Below are 16,125 nucleotides of genomic sequence, written 5' to 3'. Positions count from 1 at the left end.
ATAAACTATGCAGGTTACTTCATCCGTACGTGAGCCCTTAGTTACCGGAGGCAAGACCTACCATGACGTGACACACGATGTGTCGCGGCATGTGGAAGCAAAACCAAACATCCGTTGGTTTTTGGCTTTCCTTACCTCAGCCGGTGTATTGGCCCTAGGATCTATAGCGGTAGTTGCCACCGTCTGGGAAGGCATCGGGATGTGGGGATTGAACAAAACAGTAGGCTGGGCCTGGGACATCACCAACTTCGTGTGGTGGGTAGGTATCGGTCACGCCGGTACGCTGATCTCCGCGGTACTGTTGCTGTTCAGACAGAAATGGAGAACATCGATTAACAGAGCCGCCGAGGCGATGACCATCTTCGCGGTAATCTGTGCGGCGATGTTCCCGGTACTCCACATGGGCCGTCCATGGCTGGGTGCCTACTGGGCGCTTCCCCTGCCAAACACTTTTGGTTCCCTTTGGGTAAACTTCAACTCCCCGCTTCTTTGGGACGTGTTCGCGATCTCTACCTATTTCTCGGTTTCCTTGGTGTTCTGGTACATCGGTCTGATCCCTGATTTTGCCACCATCCGTGACCGCGCCACAGGCTTGAGAAAGACCATCTACGGAGCGCTTTCCTTCGGATGGGACGGAGCAGCCAAGAGCTGGATGCGCTATGAGTCAGTTTCCCTGATTCTTGCTGGTCTGGCTACCCCGCTGGTACTTTCGGTACACACTATCGTATCCTTTGACTTTGCTACCTCGGTGATCCCGGGATGGCACACCACCATCTTCCCTCCATACTTCGTGGCCGGTGCGATTTTCTCCGGATTTGCGATGGTATTGACGCTGATGATCATCACCAGAAAGGTGTACCAGCTGGAAGACTACATCACCATGGGCCATATCGAGCTGATGAACATTGTAATCATCATCACCGGATCCATCGTGGGTATCGCCTATATCACCGAGTTTTTCATCGCTTGGTATTCTGGGGTGGAAGCAGAACAATACGCCTTCATCAACCGTGCAACCGGACCTTACTGGTGGGCTTACTGGTCCATGATGACCTGCAACGTGATCTCTCCACAGCTTTTCTGGTTCAAGAAAATCAGAACGTCCATCGTAGCCACCTTCATTTTGTCACTGGTGGTAAACATCGGGATGTGGTTTGAGCGATTTGTAATCATCGTGACTTCCCTTCACAGAGACTTCCTGCCTTCTTCTTGGGCGATGTTCTACCCATCTTGGGCCGATGTGGGGGTTTACCTGTTCACCTTTGGTCTTTTCTTCACCCTGTTCTTCCTGTTTGCGAAGTTCTTCCCGGTGATCAACATGGCGGAAGTGAAATCTGTACTGAAGTCTTCATCCGAAAAAGTGCATAAATAATCATGGAAAAGGATACACATTTTATTCTGGGAGTCTACGACGATGAGGACGTATTGCTCCATGCAGTAGAGCAAGTAAGAGGTACTGGCGTGAAGATCCACGAGGTATATTCTCCCTATCCGGTACACGGACTGGAGCATGTGCTGGGGTACAAAAGAAGCCGTCTTCCCATCGCCGCATTCCTTTTCGGCATGCTGGGTACCACACTCGCACTGACCATGCAGTTTTACATGATGAAATTTGACTGGCCGATGATCATCGGGGGTAAAAACCATGCGGCTTTCCCTGACTTTATCCCAGTTTCCTTCGAGTTGACCGTGCTTTTGGCATCCTTCGGCATGGTAAGCGTGTTCATGATCAGCTCTAACCTGAAGCCTTGGGCTCAGCCTAGGATCTTCGACCTGAGATCTACCGATGACAAGCACATCATGGCTATCGATATCGCCAACAACAGCGCCATCGAAGTGGATCAGATCAAGGAAATCCTGAGATCCTCTGGAGCAACCGAGGTTAATAACAAAAGTTTTGAATAGAAAATCCGGATATATGAAAATTGCAAAAGCATTGATTTTCGGAGGTTCTGCACTGGCCATTTCACTTTTGGCTGGATGTAAAGCCGGTGGTGACAACCAAGGGCTGGAGTACGCACCTCAGATGTATCACTCGGTCGCATACGAGCCTTTGACCCAAATCAAAGACGAATCACAAGGCACTTGGCTTTCCAACCGCGAGGATGGCAAGGGGGAGTTTTTCAACTCCAACGTGTACAACCCGCACGGGATGAACATGCGCGAGCCGGTAGCCAACACGGTTCCAAGAAACAAGCAGGGCTATCTGCCTTACAGATTGAAGGCATTTGAACTGGAGCAGGCAGCTTTGGTCCAAAACCCACTGGAGTCTTCCGAGGAAGTACTGAAGCGTGGTGAGGTACTTTTCATGCAGTATTGCTCCGCTTGCCACGGCAAGACAGGACAGGGTGATGGCAAAGCCGGCGAGATCATCGGTGGTGTAGCCAACCTGACTGGCGGTGCCTATGTCAACCTTCCGGAAGGCCACATCTTCCATGTGATCACCAAAGGAAAGGGCAGAATGGGCGCGCATGGCTCCCAGATCCCTGAGGAGAGCAGATGGAAAATTGTTCACTATGTCAAACAAGTTATCCAAGGTCAGGCTGCAGCCGCCGCTCCGGCTCCTGCTGTAGACTCCACCGCGGTAGCACAAGTAACCCCAGCTAACTAATCATGGCGCATCACGGCGAACAACACTATAATCTGGAGCAGCGATTCGACTTTACGGCTGCTACCAAAAAATCCATCATGACCGTGCTGGTCATCGGTGCGATTATCCTGGGCATCGGCATCATCTTGGGGATGACGGGCGTTGGCCACCATGAGGAAGCTGGAGAAGCTGGCGGGCATGCCTTCCACTGGTACGAGCGTCTTTTTGCCAACCTTTGGATCAACAACGTATTCTTCACCGGTATCGCACTGGTAGGGGTATTCTTCTTTGCCATCCAGTTTGCGGCGCAGGCTGGCTGGTCTACTCCGCTGCTTCGCATCATGCTTTCCATGGGAAGCTGGTTGCCGATCGCGGGGATTTTGATGATTGCGTCTTTCTTCCTGACCGGACATAGCCTGTTTCACTGGTGGCACGCGGAGCTGTTTGACCCTGCTTCCCCAGAGTACGACAGCATCATCGACGGCAAGGGAGCGTTTTTCTTTTGGCCTTTGGCCAAAGGATCTTTCCCGGTCTTCTACATCGCCCGAATGGTGATCTTCTTCGGCTTCTGGGTGTTTTTCATCAACAAGTTCAAGCAGATTTCCGCTCAGGAGGATCAATTGGGAGGTACTTCCCACTGGTTTAAGATGAGAAGCTGGTCTGCTTACTTCCTGGTGTTCTTCGCGGTGTCTTCTTCGATTTCCGCTTGGGACTGGGTGATGTCCATCGACACGCACTGGTTCTCCACCCTTTTCGGTTGGTATGTGTTTGCTTCCTGGCTGGTGACGGCGGTATCGGTGATCACGCTGATCACGATCTTCCTCAAGGGCAGAGGCTACCTGGAAATGGTCAACCAAAACCATATCCATGATTTGGGCAAGTTTGTGTTTGGCTTCTCTATCTTCTGGACTTACCTGTGGTTTTCACAGTTCCTTTTGATCTACTACGCGAACATCCCAGAGGAATCAGTCTATTTCGTAGAGCGACTGACCAGCGACGTGTACGGTCCGTTTATTTTTGTCAACCTTGGCCTAAACTTCTTCCTGCCTTTCTTGGTTTTGATGACCAGAGATGCGAAGCGACACGGCATTTTCCTTAAGGTTGTTTGTAGCATTTTGGTCGTAGGCCACTGGGTGGACTTCTTCCTGATGGTGCAGCCAGGTACACTGGGACACAACGGGGGAATCGGTTTCATGGAAGTCGGGATGTTCCTGGTCTTTGGCTCTGCCGCTGCACTGGTGGTATTGGGAGCTCTTTCCAAGACCAACCTGATCGCCAAGAACCATCCAATGCTTGAGGAAAGCTATCATCATCACATTTAATTAATTATCCGAAAAGACTAAGATATGTACGGATTTCTGATTGGAGTAGGGGTTCTTCTGGTGCTGTCCATAGTTTGGATGGTGTACAGAATTCAGACCTTGGTTTCTGTAGTAAAAGGTTCAGACAAGAAGATTGCCTCTGGCAGCAACAAGGTGAACGCCATCCTGTTTGTCCTGTTCTTGTTGGCCAGTGGGGCTTTGATGTTCTGGTATTCGATCAAAGAATTTGACAATTACCAGCTGCCTATCGCTTCCGAGCATGGCGTGGTGACGGACAGCTTGTTTTGGATCACCATGGCGGTGACCGGAGTCGTGTTTTTGATCACGCACGTGTTGCTGTTTGTTTTTCCATACAAGTATCAATACAAGGAAGACCGCAAGGCGACCTTTTATCCTGACAACAACAAGCTGGAAGTCGTATGGACTGCCGTACCTGCGGTCGTGTTGGCTGGCTTGGTGATCTCCGGATGGATGGCTTGGTCTGACATCACCGCACCAGCCCCTGAAAATGCCCACGTGGTAGAGATCATGGGCTACCAGTTTGCTTGGGAGATCAGATACCCAGGCAAAGACAATGTGCTGGGCGACTACGACTACCGCCTGATCACCGCTTCCAACTCCCACGGAGTGGACTTTACCGACAAAAACGCTTTGGATGATTTCCCTTCCCCGAGAGTGGTGATCCCAAAAGGCGAGCCGGTGCTCTTCAAGATCCGCGCCCGTGACGTATTGCACTCCGTATTCGCTCCGCATATGCGATTGAAAATGGATGCCGTGCCGGGTATGCCGACCAGATTCTGGTTTGTACCTACCAAGACTACCGAGGAGATGCGTGCGGAACTCAACGATCCTGAATTTGAATATGAAATCGCTTGTACTGAAATCTGCGGGCGTGGACACTTTGGTATGAAAAAAGTGATCGAGGTAGTGGAGCCTGAGGCTTACCAGAAGTGGTATGCTGAGCAGAAGACTTTCATCCAGCAAAACCCTGCCTTGGCAGAGGGACTGTCCGCTGATGTGAAAGAGCTGGCAGAAATTCAATTAAGAGAAAGTAAAAAATAAAATTATAGGTTATGGCTACAGCATCTGCGGCACATCATGACACCGCCCACGATCACCACGATCATGAGCATCATGATAATTTTATAACAAAATATATCTTCTCCCAGGATCACAAGATGATCGGTAAGCAGTTTTTGGTTACCGGTATCTTCTGGGCGCTAATCGGTGGCTTCCTGTCTGTTCTTTTCAGATTGCAGTTGGGTTTTCCTGACTTGAGTCTGGAGTTCCTACGCCCGCTTTTGGGTGGTTGGATTGACGAGACTGGAAAGTTGGATCCGACGTTTTACCTAGCTTTGGTGACGATGCACGGTACCATCATGGTATTCTTCGTGTTGACTGCCGGATTGAGCGGTACTTTCTCCAACTTCCTGATCCCTCTGCAGATCGGTGCCCGTGATATGGCATCGGGCTTCATGAACATGCTTTCCTACTGGTTTTTCTTCATCTCCGGAGTGATCATGTTTATTTCCCTGTTTATCAAGACAGGACCTGCTGGTGGCGGTTGGGTAATCTATCCTCCGTTGTCTGCACTGGAGCAGGCGATTCCTGGCTCCGGCTTGGGTATGACGCTCTGGCTGGTAGCGATGGTATTCTTCATCGCCTCTTCCCTGATGGGTGGTATCAACTACATCACCACTATCATCAACTTGAGAACCAAGGGGATGTCCTTCTCCAGATTGCCTTTGACGATTTGGGCGTTTTTCCTCACTGCGGTGATCGGACTTTTGTCCTTCCCGGTACTGTTTGGAGCGGCGCTGTTGTTGGTTTTTGACAGAAGCTTCGGTACTTCTTTCTACCTATCTGACATCTACATTGCTGGTGAGGCCCTGCCTAACACCGGTGGTAGCCCTGTTTTGTTCCAGCACTTGTTCTGGTTTTTGGGCCACCCTGAGGTGTACATCGTATTGTTGCCTGCCTTGGGTATCACTTCCGAGGTGATCGCGACCAACTCGAGAAAACCGATCTTTGGCTACAAGGCGATGATTATTTCCATGCTGGGAATCACCATCCTGTCCTTTATCGTGTGGGCTCACCACATGTTCGTGTCCGGTATGAATCCTTTCTTGGGCTCGATCTTCATGTTCTTGACCTTGATCATTGCGGTACCGTCTGCGGTGAAGGTGTTCAACTACCTGACCACGCTGTGGAGAGGCAACTTGGTGTTCACACCTGCAATGCTGTTTTCCATTGGTCTGGTATCCTTCTTCATCTCCGGAGGTTTGACAGGTATCTTCTTGGGTAACTCCGCGATTGATATCCAGCTGCACGATACTTATTTCGTCGTGGCACACTTCCACTTGGTAATGGGATCGGCGTCTTTCTTCGGCATGGTGGCCGGTGTATACCACTGGTTCCCCAAGATGTTTGGTCGCATGATGGATGCCAAGCTGGGCTATGTACACTTCTGGCTGACTTTCATTGGCGTGTATTTGGTGTTCTTCCCAATGCACTACATCGGCATAGCCGGTTTCCCAAGAAGGTACTACAACTGGACCAACTTTGCCTTTACAGACATGTACACTGACCTGAACATGTTTGTGTCCGCTGCAGCGATCATCACGTTCGCTTCCCAGTTTATCTTCCTTTTCAACTTCTTCTACAGCATGTTTAGAGGAAGAAAGGCTACGCAAAACCCTTGGAGATCCAATACCCTGGAGTGGACTACTCCTGTGGAGCCAGGTCACGGCAACTGGCCGGGAGAAATCCCTACGGTCTACAGATGGCCTTATGACTATTCCAAGCCTGGCGCTGCGGATGACTTCATCCCTCAGACTGTACCGTTGTCCCAGACACCGGAGTCCAACCTGCCTCATGAGCAAGAGATGGTGAAGCTGGAGCTGGAGATCATGAAAGAGGAGGCTGAGGTTTTGGTGGCTAATGAGTCAAAGCACTAATAGAGCAATAGACAGCTTTCGCCGCATCTCTACGTGGACGGTGATTGCTGTTTATTTTCTGATCTTGGTCGGGGGAATCGTGCGCAGCACGGGCTCAGGAATGGGCTGCCCCGATTGGCCGAGATGCTTCGGGAGCGTTATTCCTCCCACAGACGAGTCCCAACTTCCGGAAGATTACCGGGAGCTTTACCTTCAGATAAGGTTAGCTAAAAACGAAAGGTTTGTAGCGACGCTTGAAAAACTAGGCTTTGAGAAGAAGGCCAACGAAATCGCCAACGACAAGTCTATCTTGGTAGAGGAGGAGTTTAACGCCACCAAAACCTGGATAGAATACATCAACCGCTTGGTTGGGGTTTTCATCGGGATACTGATCATTCTTACGGTTTGGAAGTCATTCAAGCTTTGGAGTGTGGACAGACGGATTCCGATTTATTCCCTGCTTGCGCTGGTTTTGGTGCTGTTCACCGGATGGATAGGCTCTATCGTGGTGTCCACCAATCTGCTGCCTTGGATGATCACCTTCCATATGCTGCTTGCCTTGGGGCTGGTAGCTGTCTTGCTCTATGTCAACCACCTTTCCGAGATGCTGGGTGCAAGGCAGGGAGTAAGGATAGCCGTGCCAGGCAAAGTCCGAGGACTGTTACTTGTCGGAATGATCCTCACCTTGGTACAAGTAGTATTGGGAACGGAGGTAAGAGAGGAGATTGATCGGGTTTCCTTTGCGCTTGGCGACCTGCTTCGGGACGAATGGATAGGCCGGTTGGGCTTGGACTTTCTGGTTCACAGGTCCTTTTCGATCATCCTTTTGGGAGTGCATATTCTGTACTTCTATTGGGCGTTTCGATATGCGGCCCGAGGTTCAAAAGTGATTGTCCTCTCGCAGGCATTGATGCTGGTCTTGCTTTTGGAGATCGCGTCGGGGATAGGGATGGCGTACTTCGGCATTCCTGCGTTCCTTCAGCCAGTGCACCTATTGCTCGGCTCCCTGATTTTGGGAATCCAGTTTATGCTGGTTCTCCAGTTGGGTAGTCGGCTACAGTATAAGTTAAATACAAATTGAAAATGAGGACAGTTGACGTAACTGACCATTCTATATCGGCTTTGATCGCTGCAAGGGTCAAGGCCTATTCAGACCTGATCAAGCTGAGGCTTTCTGCCTTGGTCACGTTCTCCGCGGTGTTCGGATACATTCTGGGCGATAGGGGAGCGAGTTTTGGTTGGTCTGGGTTCATCGGCCTAGCGCTGGGAGGGTTCCTGATTTCAGGTGCTTCCGGAGCTGCCAATGAGATCATGGAGCGCGACTTGGACAAGCTCATGAAGCGCACCCAAAACCGTCCCTTGCCGCTGCAGATCATCTCCCTTCAGGAGGCCTACTGGTTTACTTCACTGGTGGCGATCGTAGGCATCTCCCTATTGTGGATCTTCACCAATCCCCTGACCACTTGGCTCGGCATCTTGAGCATGGTATTGTACGTGTTTGCATACACGCCGCTGAAGCGTGTAGGTCCGATTGCGGTATTCGTGGGAGCGATTCCCGGAGCGATGCCCCCTCTGTTGGGATGGACGGCGGCTACAGGATCCATTACCTATGAGGCGCTGATCATCTTTGGTATCCAGTTTATCTGGCAGTTTCCGCACTTCTGGGCCATCGCCTGGGTCAGTGACGAAGACTACAAGAGAGCAGGCTTCAAACTGCTTCCAAGCGGAGGCGGACAAGACCTGAATACCGCCATTCAGATCATGATCTATACCCTGTTTCTGTTGCCTCTGGGACTGTTGCCAAGCTACTTCGGTCTGACAGGCTTGAACTCCGGGATCGTGGCGACTGTATGCGGAGTGCTCTTCTTGGCACAGACTTTCTCCCTGATGAGAGACTGCTCGAGAAAGTCCGCCCTGAAGATCATGTTTGGATCGTTTCTTTATTTGCCGATTGTACAGATCGCTTACCTGCTAGACAAATTGCCCTAAGCCATGGAAAGAGAACTGAAATACATCGATATGGTGGAGCAGCCCATCTCCATGCATCCCAAAAAGTTTGCGCTTTGGCTGTTTATGGTGACGGTGGTGATGGTGTTTGCCGGTCTCACCAGTGCCTACATCGTAAGGCAGTCTGAGGGAAACTGGCTGGAATATGAGCTGCCAAATATCTTTTGGGCTACTACCGGAATGGTGGTCTTGAGCAGTATTGCCCTTCACTGGGCGTATTACTCCGCTAAGAAGGACAACTTGATCAACCTGAAAGTAGGCATGATCCTGACCGTCTTGCTGGGAATAGGCTTCCTGGTAGGACAGTGGTATAGCTGGGTAGCGCTGGTGGATGAGCAGGTGTTCTTTGTGGGAAATCCCTCTGGATCCTTTCTCTATGTTTTCACCGGATTGCATGGGGCTCACCTGATCTCTGGTGTTATATTTCTGATTATTGTGTTAATTTCGACCTTCCGACTGAAGGTTCATTCCCGGGCGATGGACACCATGGAGATGGCCACTACCTATTGGCATTTTCTTGGGGGCTTGTGGATATACTTGTTCATGTTTTTGCTTCTGAATCATTAAAAAATAAACCTGGTACAAATCAATAAATTATGTCTGCGCATTCTACTGCTATTGGAGTAAGCTCGAAAAGAGGCGTTTGGGATGGAGGTAACGAACCCCTCAAGGCAAGCTATGGAAAACTCATGATGTGGTTTTTCCTTCTTTCCGACATCTTCACTTTTGCGGCCTTCCTGATCACCTACATCTCTATCCGTGTGAGCTATCCCGCTTACGCCGGTTCTGCGGAGGTTTTTGCAGGGTCTAACGAATATTGGCCTGTACCTGAGATGGTATTCAAAGCGCTCCCTTTCCTTCACGGCTTCAATGCTCCCCTGATTTTCGTGGGCATCATGACCTTCATCCTGATTGCCAGCTCGGTGACCATGGTGTTGGCCGTAGAGGCAGGCCATAGAAACGACCGAAAGGACGTGGTAAAATGGATGCTTTGGACTCTGGTAGGGGGTATCACCTTCCTGAGCTGCCAAGCTTGGGAGTGGAGCCACTTCATCCACGGCACGGACGGTGGTAGCGTCTTGACCTATGTGAACTCTCTTGGCAAAGTCGTACAGGAGACGGTCTTTGGTGCGAATCTGCACGTGAATGAATATGGTCCGGCGGCTTTTGCGCAGCTGTTCTTCTTCATCACCGGCTTCCACGGCTTCCACGTGACTGTGGGCGTGTTCTTGCTGTTCCTTTGCTTCTACCAAGCTGCCGTAGGTATCTACGACCGTAGAGGCCACTATGAGATGGTCGAGAAAATCGGTCTCTACTGGCACTTTGTGGACTTGGTTTGGGTATTCGTATTCACCCTGTTCTATCTGATCTAAGCATTCATTCAATCATCTTTGATATGGAAATTCAAGAAAACAAATCAACCCTGTCCGTAACGCCTCGCAACGACGAGAAGATCAAGAAGATCTGGAAAACGGCTGGTATTCTTTTGGCGATCACCGTGGTCGAGTTCATCATGGCCTTCACCATGGGAAGAGGAATTCTGCTTTACAGCGCGTTTATCATCCTCACCATCTGGAAAGCCAAGTATATCATGATGGAGTTTATGCACTTGGGTGACGAGGTGAAGCCGCTTTTCTACTCGATCATCGTGCCCCTGATCTTCCTGGTGTGGCTGGTGATTGCCTTGGTAAAAGAAGGCTCGGAGATCTTCCTGCTACGCTGGTAAAAACAAAATTTCGATAAAATCGAAGGTTGAGGTGAATCACTTCAACCTTCTTTTTTGTTAACGACATACGATGAAAGGATTGAGGATATTGCAGGGGATGGTGTTGGTGTGCATCTTGTTGATCCCTGTTTTGGTGTTCATGTTTTTGAGAGGGTTTGGGAAAAACGAATACGATCTGCCCATCTTTTTCCAAAACGGCGTGGACAACCCCTTCTTGGAATGCCCCGTGACGGATTCCACCCAGCACTACATTCCCGAGTTTGCTTTTACCGACCAAAACGGAAAAACCATGGGCCGTGCTGAGATGGAGGGCAAGATTACCATTGTGGATTTCTTCTTCACCTCCTGCCCGAGCATCTGTCCGGTCATGTCCAAAGAAATGGAGCGGGTGGATGACATGTTTCGCGACGAACCCATGGTCCAGATCATGTCGATCAGCATCGATCCAGAATACGACACGCCCGAGATCCTGAAAGGCTACGCCGACGAGCACAACGCTACCCCAGGCAAATGGCACTTTCTCTCAGGCCCCAAAGCGGAAACCTACCAGCTCGCGCGCTGCGGCTTTGTGATCCCTACCGTAGATGGCAACGGCGTCCCCGACGACTTCGTCCACACGGACAAATTCATGCTCATCGACGAGCAGGGCAGAATCCGTGGCTACTACAGCGGAACAAATCGGGAGGAAGTGGACTTGTTAATGCTAGAAACCAAAGTACTGTTACATGGAACCAAGTAAATCGCCCCTGCTGCAACAAGAAGCAAAAGTAAAAAACTGGATCATCGGCATCTCCGTCGCCATACCTTTGGCAGTGGCCGTACTGCTGTTTATGCCCGCGAAGATCACCTCCCTGGGCGATTGGGTTTACTTTCTTCCCCACCTCAACGCGGTGATCAACACTGCCGCCTCGGTGGCCTTGATTCTGGGTTTGGTTTTTATCAAAAACAAAAAATACAGCTACCACGGCGCTACCATGACGGTAGCTTTTGTACTTGGGGCCTTGTTCTTGGTGTCCTACGTCGTCTATCACGGCGCGGCGGAAAGTACCAGTTTCGGAGGAGAGGGCGCCATCCGCACGGTTTATTATGTTCTGCTGATCAGCCATATCCTGCTGGCGGCGGTGGCCCTGTTTCCCATCCTCTTTGCCTACTACTACGGCTACACAGATCAGCGGGAAAAACACCGAAAAGTGGTTAAATTTGCCTATCCGATCTGGCTGTATGTGTCTGTCAGCGGCGTCATCGTGTATTTGCTGATCAGTCCCTATTACACCCATTAAAAAGGCTGAACCAGCTGCTTGCCCGGCATTCGGTGTCTGGCAAGCCTTCATCCAAAAGACTGTCCCATGAGAATCAAACTACTTCTTCTTCCCCTTCTCTTCTTTGGAATCCAGCTGGGCAGCTGGGCGCAGTGCGCCATGTGCCGGGCCTCGGTGGAAAACAACGTGAGTAATGGAGAGACGACCATCGGTGCAGGTCTCAACACGGGAATCCTCTACCTATTTGTCATGCCCTACCTGCTGGCGGCCGTGATTGGCTACCTCTGGTACCGGTCTGCCAAGAAGCGGAAAGCCAAACTGGCCATGCGATAACAGAACCAAAGGCAAAGTTTGATACCAGACTTTGCTTTTTTATTTTTAGGCTGCATGAACTTCCAAACCCGCAGGCTGGTCATTTTGGTCAGCATCGTTTTCTTACTTATAGTTCTGATTTTGAATTTTTTCGTTTTCCAAAAAAGCGAGGAAGAGAAATACTTTGAGGCTATACAGACGAAAATCCAGCGGGTAGACAGCCAGTTTGACGAGGACTTTATCCGTGTTTTGATGGAGGTGAGGCCGGAGGATCCCATCACCTTTGAGCAGGTCAGCAGCCCGGGTCATCATCATCCTTTCTTTGTCTTGGATACGGGGGGACAGCTTTTGTTTTGGTCCGACTTCACCGTGACCTTGGACTTTTCCCAGCTTGATCTCAATAGCGAGTACCAGCTGCTGGAGGATCCCTTTGGGACTTTTTTTGTCAAGATCAGAAAGATCAAGCGCAACACCTCCGACTACTACCTGGTGCACGCCCTGCGCCTGATCTGGCCGGGCTCTATCGAAAATGACTACCTCAAGACGGGCCCCAATCCCGAGTTTTTTGGCAATGACCGATTTCAGCTATTTTCCGAGCCCGCAGACGGAGCTTTCCAGGTCAGTTCCGAGGCGGGCAAGCCGGTCTTTGGCATCAGCTTTCAGCTGGGCTACGAGCCCGTGGGCCGGGTGGCCAATACCGCCTTGGTGGTGTTTATCTGCTCGGTCTTTTTGCTCTACTTCCTGCTGAGCTTTGATTTTCTCATGACCAAATGGAGGCGGGGCTACCCTTGGCAGGCGATCGGCTATGCCATTTTGGTTTTGGCATCGATCCGGGCGGTGATGCTTTACTTTAACTTCCCCGGGGACTTCTTCGAGTTTTCGCTGTTCGATCCGGTGAACTACGCCTCCTCTTGGCTGAATCCCAGCCTGGGCGACCTTCTGCTCAATACCTTTTGTTTCAGCTTGATCCTGGGCCTGGTCATTTCCCAGCTGTATTCCAAAAAGGCCTTTCAAAAGGTGCAAAGCCTACTCCAGGGCAGTCGTTTTCCGGCGGCCTTGGTGCTGACTCTCTCGGTCAGTACGGGCTTCTTTGTATTGATCTGGTATCTGCCCCGCAACCTGATTTTCAACTCCCAATGGGTGCTGGACATACGCTCTATTCCTACCTTCGACTGGTTTCAGGGCCTGAGCTTTTTGATCCTTTTCCTCTTTGGTTCGGCGTACGTGCTACTTTCCCTGACTTTGTTTAGCCTGCTGCTGAGTGTACGGCGGGACAAGCGAACCTACTACCGATACCTGCTGCTGGTCGGGCTGCCGGTCTTGGGGATCGCGCTGTACTTCAGCATCTGGTTTGGCTTGGTTTGGTTGATCCATTTGTTTTTTCTTTTCAGCATCATCCGCTTTGAGCTTTTTCAGAATGTCTTCCGTCTTGGCCTGGACACCTTTCTGACTTTCTTCTATGCCTGCCTCATCACGGCCACGGTGATCGGGGTCAGCACACTCAAGTCCGAGCGGGAGCGCCTGATCGTGTCCAAGACGCGCTTTGCCAACCAAAACCTCATCGAAAACGACGTCATGACGGAGTTTTTCCTGGGGGATATTTTCAGTAGGGTAAAAAGCGATCTCTTTATCCAAAATCGAATGGGAGATCCTCTGCTGTCCAAAGAACCTGTGGAAACGAAGATCCGCCGCATCTACCTGGACAATTACTTCGACCAATTTGAGGTGGTGATCCGGATTTTTGGGGCCTCTGGGCAGCAGGTACACGGGCCGGCTGAGGACTCGGACTTGAAGGATCTACAGCAGGAGTATGTGAAAAGCGACTATGCGACCGGCGTGCGGGATTTGTATTTTGTCAGGGGAAAGGAGACCACCGCCAGCAACAAGTTTGTCGGGTTCATCCCCGTGCTGCGGGAGGATAACCTGCTCGGGACGCTCTACCTGGAGCTAAACCAGCTGAGGATACAGCCGGGAAGCGTGTATCCAAAACTGCTTTTGGATCGAAAGTACGCCGAGAAGCTCGATCCGCTTAACTATGACTATGCGGTGTTTCGGGAGAATGAGCTGCTCAGAAGCTCCGGGACCTTCAACTTTAACCAAGGCGAGTTTCTGGAAATTCTCAGTCGGGAGCAACTGTACACCGACGGATTGCAGTGTCAGGGATTCCACCATTTTGGGATGAGAAATGGCGAGGAAGTGATTGTCCTTTCCTCTCGTACCATTTCCATTTCGCAGTTTTTCGGAAATATCTCCCTGTTTTTTGTGGCCTTTGTGTTCCTGACCTTTCTGGCCATTTCCCTCAATGCACTGTTTAAAGGCTACCGCAACTTTGAGTTTAACTACTCGACCAAGCTGCAGCTTTACCTGAATTTCGCCTTCTTTTTCCCCATCATCATCATCTCGATCATCACCGTGGGCCTGCTGGGGGGCAGCTATCGCGACGACCTAAACCGCCAATACATCGAAAAGGCAAGCCTGATCCGCAGCAACCTCGGGACTTTCTTCAACAACCAAAATCCCGCCAGCGTAGACCGGGACTTGCTCAACGAGGAGATCAACTCTCTCGCCAATACTATCGCCAGCGATATCCATCTCTACACCCCCGAGGGCTACCTCGAGTCGACCAACCGTCCCAATATTTTTAGCAAAAAGATCCTCGGGCCGTGGATCAATCCGGCGGCCATGGCTGGAGTGATGGAGAAAAACCAGATCCAGCTCCTGCTGGACGAGCAGATCGGGAAGCTTCGCTATCAGACCGTGTACTTGGCTGTGCCTTCGCAAATCGACCAGTCCAATATCGGCATCCTTGCCGTGCCTTTTTTCGAGTCGGAAACCGAGCTCAATTCCCTGATTTCTGACGTGCTGAGCAATATCTTCAATGCCTTCGTGGTCATCTTCATCCTCTTTTTGATCGTCTCTTCTTTTGTGTCCAAAAACCTGACGCTGCCATTCAAGCTGCTGACGCAAAAGCTAAAGGCTACCAACCTGGAAAACAACGAACCCATGTACTGGGCCTCAAAGGACGAAATCGGCCTCTTGGTGAATGAGTACAACAACATGCTCTTCAAGCTAGAGGCGAGTAAAAAGGTATTGGCCTCTACCGAGAAGGAATCCGCCTGGAAGGAAATGGCCAAGCAAGTGGCCCATGAGATCAAAAATCCGCTCACCCCGATGAAGCTCACGCTGCAGCACTTGCTGCGCTTGGAGCAGGACGGCAAGCTTGACGATCAGGATAGGCTGCGCAAATCCCTGGAGACGCTCATCCACCAGGTGGATGCACTGAGCGGGATTGCCTCCTCCTTTTCCACTTTTGCCAAGATGCCCCTGCCTAAAAACGAGCTGATGAACTTCAAGGCCGTGGTGACCAAGGTGCTGGACCTTTTCAAAAACGACCAGCGACTACGGCTAGATTTTCAGGACGATTCCTTCACCGAGGACATTCCCATCATGGGCGATGACAAACTCTTTGGCCGCGTGATCTCCAATCTGATCATCAATGGCATCCAGGCGGCGAAGTCCGGACAGCCGCCCCACATCCAAGTATGGCTTTGGCTGACCGAGCAGGCGGTGTTCCTGGAGATCACTGACAATGGAAAAGGCATTCCTCCCGAGCTGCGGGACAAGATCTTTATCCCCAACTTCAGCACGAAGACGACCGGATCCGGGCTCGGGCTCGCCATCGCAAAAAGCGGTGTGGAGACGGCTGGCGGCAAAATCTGGTTTGACACCGAAGTAGGAAAGGGCACGACCTTCTACCTAACCTTCCCGTTGGTGCAAGGCTGAGCGAGCTTTTTTGTTTTTCACCACAGAGTCCACGGAGAAAAAAGAGAACTAAGGCGCCTTTCCGCCTCAGCAAGCCATTTATTTGCTCATGAAGACCGGGAGGCGCAGAGAATCTGAGATGATCTTTCCCAAGCGGTAGCGTCCCATTTCTCTAAGCTCTCTGTGGTGAAAAAAATCGACCACAGAGTTC

15 protein-coding genes are annotated in these 16,125 nt (G+C 50.8%); all 15 read left to right on the top strand.

The genetic code is table 11. The annotated features are described in order from the left end of the window. Window positions 1-7 precede the first annotated feature (7 nt). The 15 genes from nrfD (at window position 8) to J0A68_RS15000 (ending at window position 15,935) form a co-directional block, all read left to right on the top strand. Window positions 8-1,372 carry an NrfD/PsrC family molybdoenzyme membrane anchor subunit gene (nrfD, locus tag J0A68_RS15070; protein ID WP_206579045.1) on the top strand — a complete coding sequence of 455 codons (1,365 nt, stop codon included), beginning with the start codon at window positions 8-10 and terminating at the stop codon, window positions 1,370-1,372. Window positions 1,373-1,374: 2 nt separating this feature from the next. Further along, window positions 1,375-1,905, top strand: coding sequence for a DUF3341 domain-containing protein (locus J0A68_RS15065; protein ID WP_206579044.1), 531 nt, complete (start codon window positions 1,375-1,377; stop codon window positions 1,903-1,905). Between the two features lie 13 nt (window positions 1,906-1,918). Then, complete coding sequence (locus tag J0A68_RS15060) at window positions 1,919-2,611, top strand: c-type cytochrome (protein ID WP_206579043.1); 693 nt, start codon at window positions 1,919-1,921, stop codon at window positions 2,609-2,611. A gap of 2 nt (window positions 2,612-2,613) precedes the next feature. Then, the gene (locus J0A68_RS15055; RefSeq protein ID WP_206579042.1) at window positions 2,614-3,912 is read left to right on the top strand and encodes a quinol:cytochrome C oxidoreductase; all 1,299 of its coding nucleotides are present in this window, start codon (window positions 2,614-2,616) and stop codon (window positions 3,910-3,912) included. Window positions 3,913-3,936: 24 nt separating this feature from the next. Beyond that, window positions 3,937-4,974: a cytochrome c oxidase subunit II gene (locus J0A68_RS15050; protein ID WP_206579041.1), complete on the top strand. Its 1,038-nt coding sequence runs from the start codon at window positions 3,937-3,939 to the stop codon at window positions 4,972-4,974. Window positions 4,975-4,985: 11 nt separating this feature from the next. Next, entirely contained in the window at window positions 4,986-6,869 is a 1,884-nt protein-coding gene (locus tag J0A68_RS15045; RefSeq protein WP_206579040.1) for a cytochrome c oxidase subunit I, read from the top strand. Continuing rightward, window positions 6,853-7,929, top strand: a complete 1,077-nt coding sequence (locus J0A68_RS15040; protein ID WP_206579039.1) for a COX15/CtaA family protein — start codon at window positions 6,853-6,855, stop codon at window positions 7,927-7,929. Before J0A68_RS15045 ends, J0A68_RS15040 begins: the two co-directional genes overlap by 17 nt. Window positions 7,930-7,931: 2 nt before the next feature. Then, the gene (cyoE, locus tag J0A68_RS15035) at window positions 7,932-8,837 is read left to right on the top strand and encodes a heme o synthase (RefSeq protein WP_206579038.1); all 906 of its coding nucleotides are present in this window, start codon (window positions 7,932-7,934) and stop codon (window positions 8,835-8,837) included. Window positions 8,838-8,840: 3 nt separating this feature from the next. Further along, window positions 8,841-9,422 (top strand): cytochrome c oxidase subunit 3, encoded by a 582-nt coding sequence (locus J0A68_RS15030; protein ID WP_206579037.1) that lies wholly within the window; start codon window positions 8,841-8,843, stop codon window positions 9,420-9,422. Between the two features lie 29 nt (window positions 9,423-9,451). Further along, window positions 9,452-10,228: a cytochrome c oxidase subunit 3 gene (locus J0A68_RS15025; RefSeq protein WP_206579036.1), complete on the top strand. Its 777-nt coding sequence runs from the start codon at window positions 9,452-9,454 to the stop codon at window positions 10,226-10,228. Between the two features lie 23 nt (window positions 10,229-10,251). Continuing rightward, window positions 10,252-10,581, top strand: a complete 330-nt coding sequence (locus J0A68_RS15020; RefSeq protein WP_206579035.1) for a cytochrome C oxidase subunit IV family protein — start codon at window positions 10,252-10,254, stop codon at window positions 10,579-10,581. Between the two features lie 70 nt (window positions 10,582-10,651). Further along, complete coding sequence (locus tag J0A68_RS15015; RefSeq protein ID WP_206579034.1) at window positions 10,652-11,320, top strand: SCO family protein; 669 nt, start codon at window positions 10,652-10,654, stop codon at window positions 11,318-11,320. Next, window positions 11,307-11,861 carry a DUF420 domain-containing protein gene (locus J0A68_RS15010; RefSeq protein WP_206579033.1) on the top strand — a complete coding sequence of 185 codons (555 nt, stop codon included), beginning with the start codon at window positions 11,307-11,309 and terminating at the stop codon, window positions 11,859-11,861. Before J0A68_RS15015 ends, J0A68_RS15010 begins: the two co-directional genes overlap by 14 nt. A gap of 66 nt (window positions 11,862-11,927) precedes the next feature. Further along, complete coding sequence (locus J0A68_RS15005) at window positions 11,928-12,173, top strand: hypothetical protein (RefSeq protein WP_206579032.1); 246 nt, start codon at window positions 11,928-11,930, stop codon at window positions 12,171-12,173. 54 nt (window positions 12,174-12,227) lie between these two features. Beyond that, complete coding sequence (locus tag J0A68_RS15000; RefSeq protein ID WP_206579031.1) at window positions 12,228-15,935, top strand: ATP-binding protein; 3,708 nt, start codon at window positions 12,228-12,230, stop codon at window positions 15,933-15,935. Window positions 15,936-16,125 lie beyond the last annotated feature (190 nt).

Origin of the sequence: Algoriphagus oliviformis, from assembly GCF_017254915.1 — a bacterium.
GTDB classification, from domain to species: domain Bacteria; phylum Bacteroidota; class Bacteroidia; order Cytophagales; family Cyclobacteriaceae; genus Algoriphagus; species Algoriphagus oliviformis.
Note: the sequence above shows the minus strand (reverse complement) of the source record. Positions and strands in the feature narration are given on the sequence as shown.

What these genes read in the sequence shown, in the direction of transcription:
- cyoE (WP_206579038.1), top strand. Translation starts at nt 7,932, where the DNA reads ATGAGGACAGTTGACGTAACTGACCATTCTATATCGGCTTTGATCGCT.
- J0A68_RS15005 (WP_206579032.1), top strand. Translation starts at nt 11,928, where the DNA reads ATGAGAATCAAACTACTTCTTCTTCCCCTTCTCTTCTTTGGAATCCAG.
- J0A68_RS15020 (WP_206579035.1), top strand. Translation starts at nt 10,252, where the DNA reads ATGGAAATTCAAGAAAACAAATCAACCCTGTCCGTAACGCCTCGCAAC.
- J0A68_RS15055 (WP_206579042.1), top strand. Translation starts at nt 2,614, where the DNA reads ATGGCGCATCACGGCGAACAACACTATAATCTGGAGCAGCGATTCGAC.
- J0A68_RS15050 (WP_206579041.1), top strand. Translation starts at nt 3,937, where the DNA reads ATGTACGGATTTCTGATTGGAGTAGGGGTTCTTCTGGTGCTGTCCATA.
- J0A68_RS15030 (WP_206579037.1), top strand. Translation starts at nt 8,841, where the DNA reads ATGGAAAGAGAACTGAAATACATCGATATGGTGGAGCAGCCCATCTCC.
- J0A68_RS15010 (WP_206579033.1), top strand. Translation starts at nt 11,307, where the DNA reads ATGGAACCAAGTAAATCGCCCCTGCTGCAACAAGAAGCAAAAGTAAAA.
- J0A68_RS15060 (WP_206579043.1), top strand. Translation starts at nt 1,919, where the DNA reads ATGAAAATTGCAAAAGCATTGATTTTCGGAGGTTCTGCACTGGCCATT.
- J0A68_RS15045 (WP_206579040.1), top strand. Translation starts at nt 4,986, where the DNA reads ATGGCTACAGCATCTGCGGCACATCATGACACCGCCCACGATCACCAC.
- J0A68_RS15025 (WP_206579036.1), top strand. Translation starts at nt 9,452, where the DNA reads ATGTCTGCGCATTCTACTGCTATTGGAGTAAGCTCGAAAAGAGGCGTT.
- J0A68_RS15065 (WP_206579044.1), top strand. Translation starts at nt 1,375, where the DNA reads ATGGAAAAGGATACACATTTTATTCTGGGAGTCTACGACGATGAGGAC.
- J0A68_RS15015 (WP_206579034.1), top strand. Translation starts at nt 10,652, where the DNA reads ATGAAAGGATTGAGGATATTGCAGGGGATGGTGTTGGTGTGCATCTTG.
- nrfD (WP_206579045.1), top strand. Translation starts at nt 8, where the DNA reads ATGCAGGTTACTTCATCCGTACGTGAGCCCTTAGTTACCGGAGGCAAG.
- J0A68_RS15000 (WP_206579031.1), top strand. Translation starts at nt 12,228, where the DNA reads ATGAACTTCCAAACCCGCAGGCTGGTCATTTTGGTCAGCATCGTTTTC.
- J0A68_RS15040 (WP_206579039.1), top strand. Translation starts at nt 6,853, where the DNA reads ATGAGTCAAAGCACTAATAGAGCAATAGACAGCTTTCGCCGCATCTCT.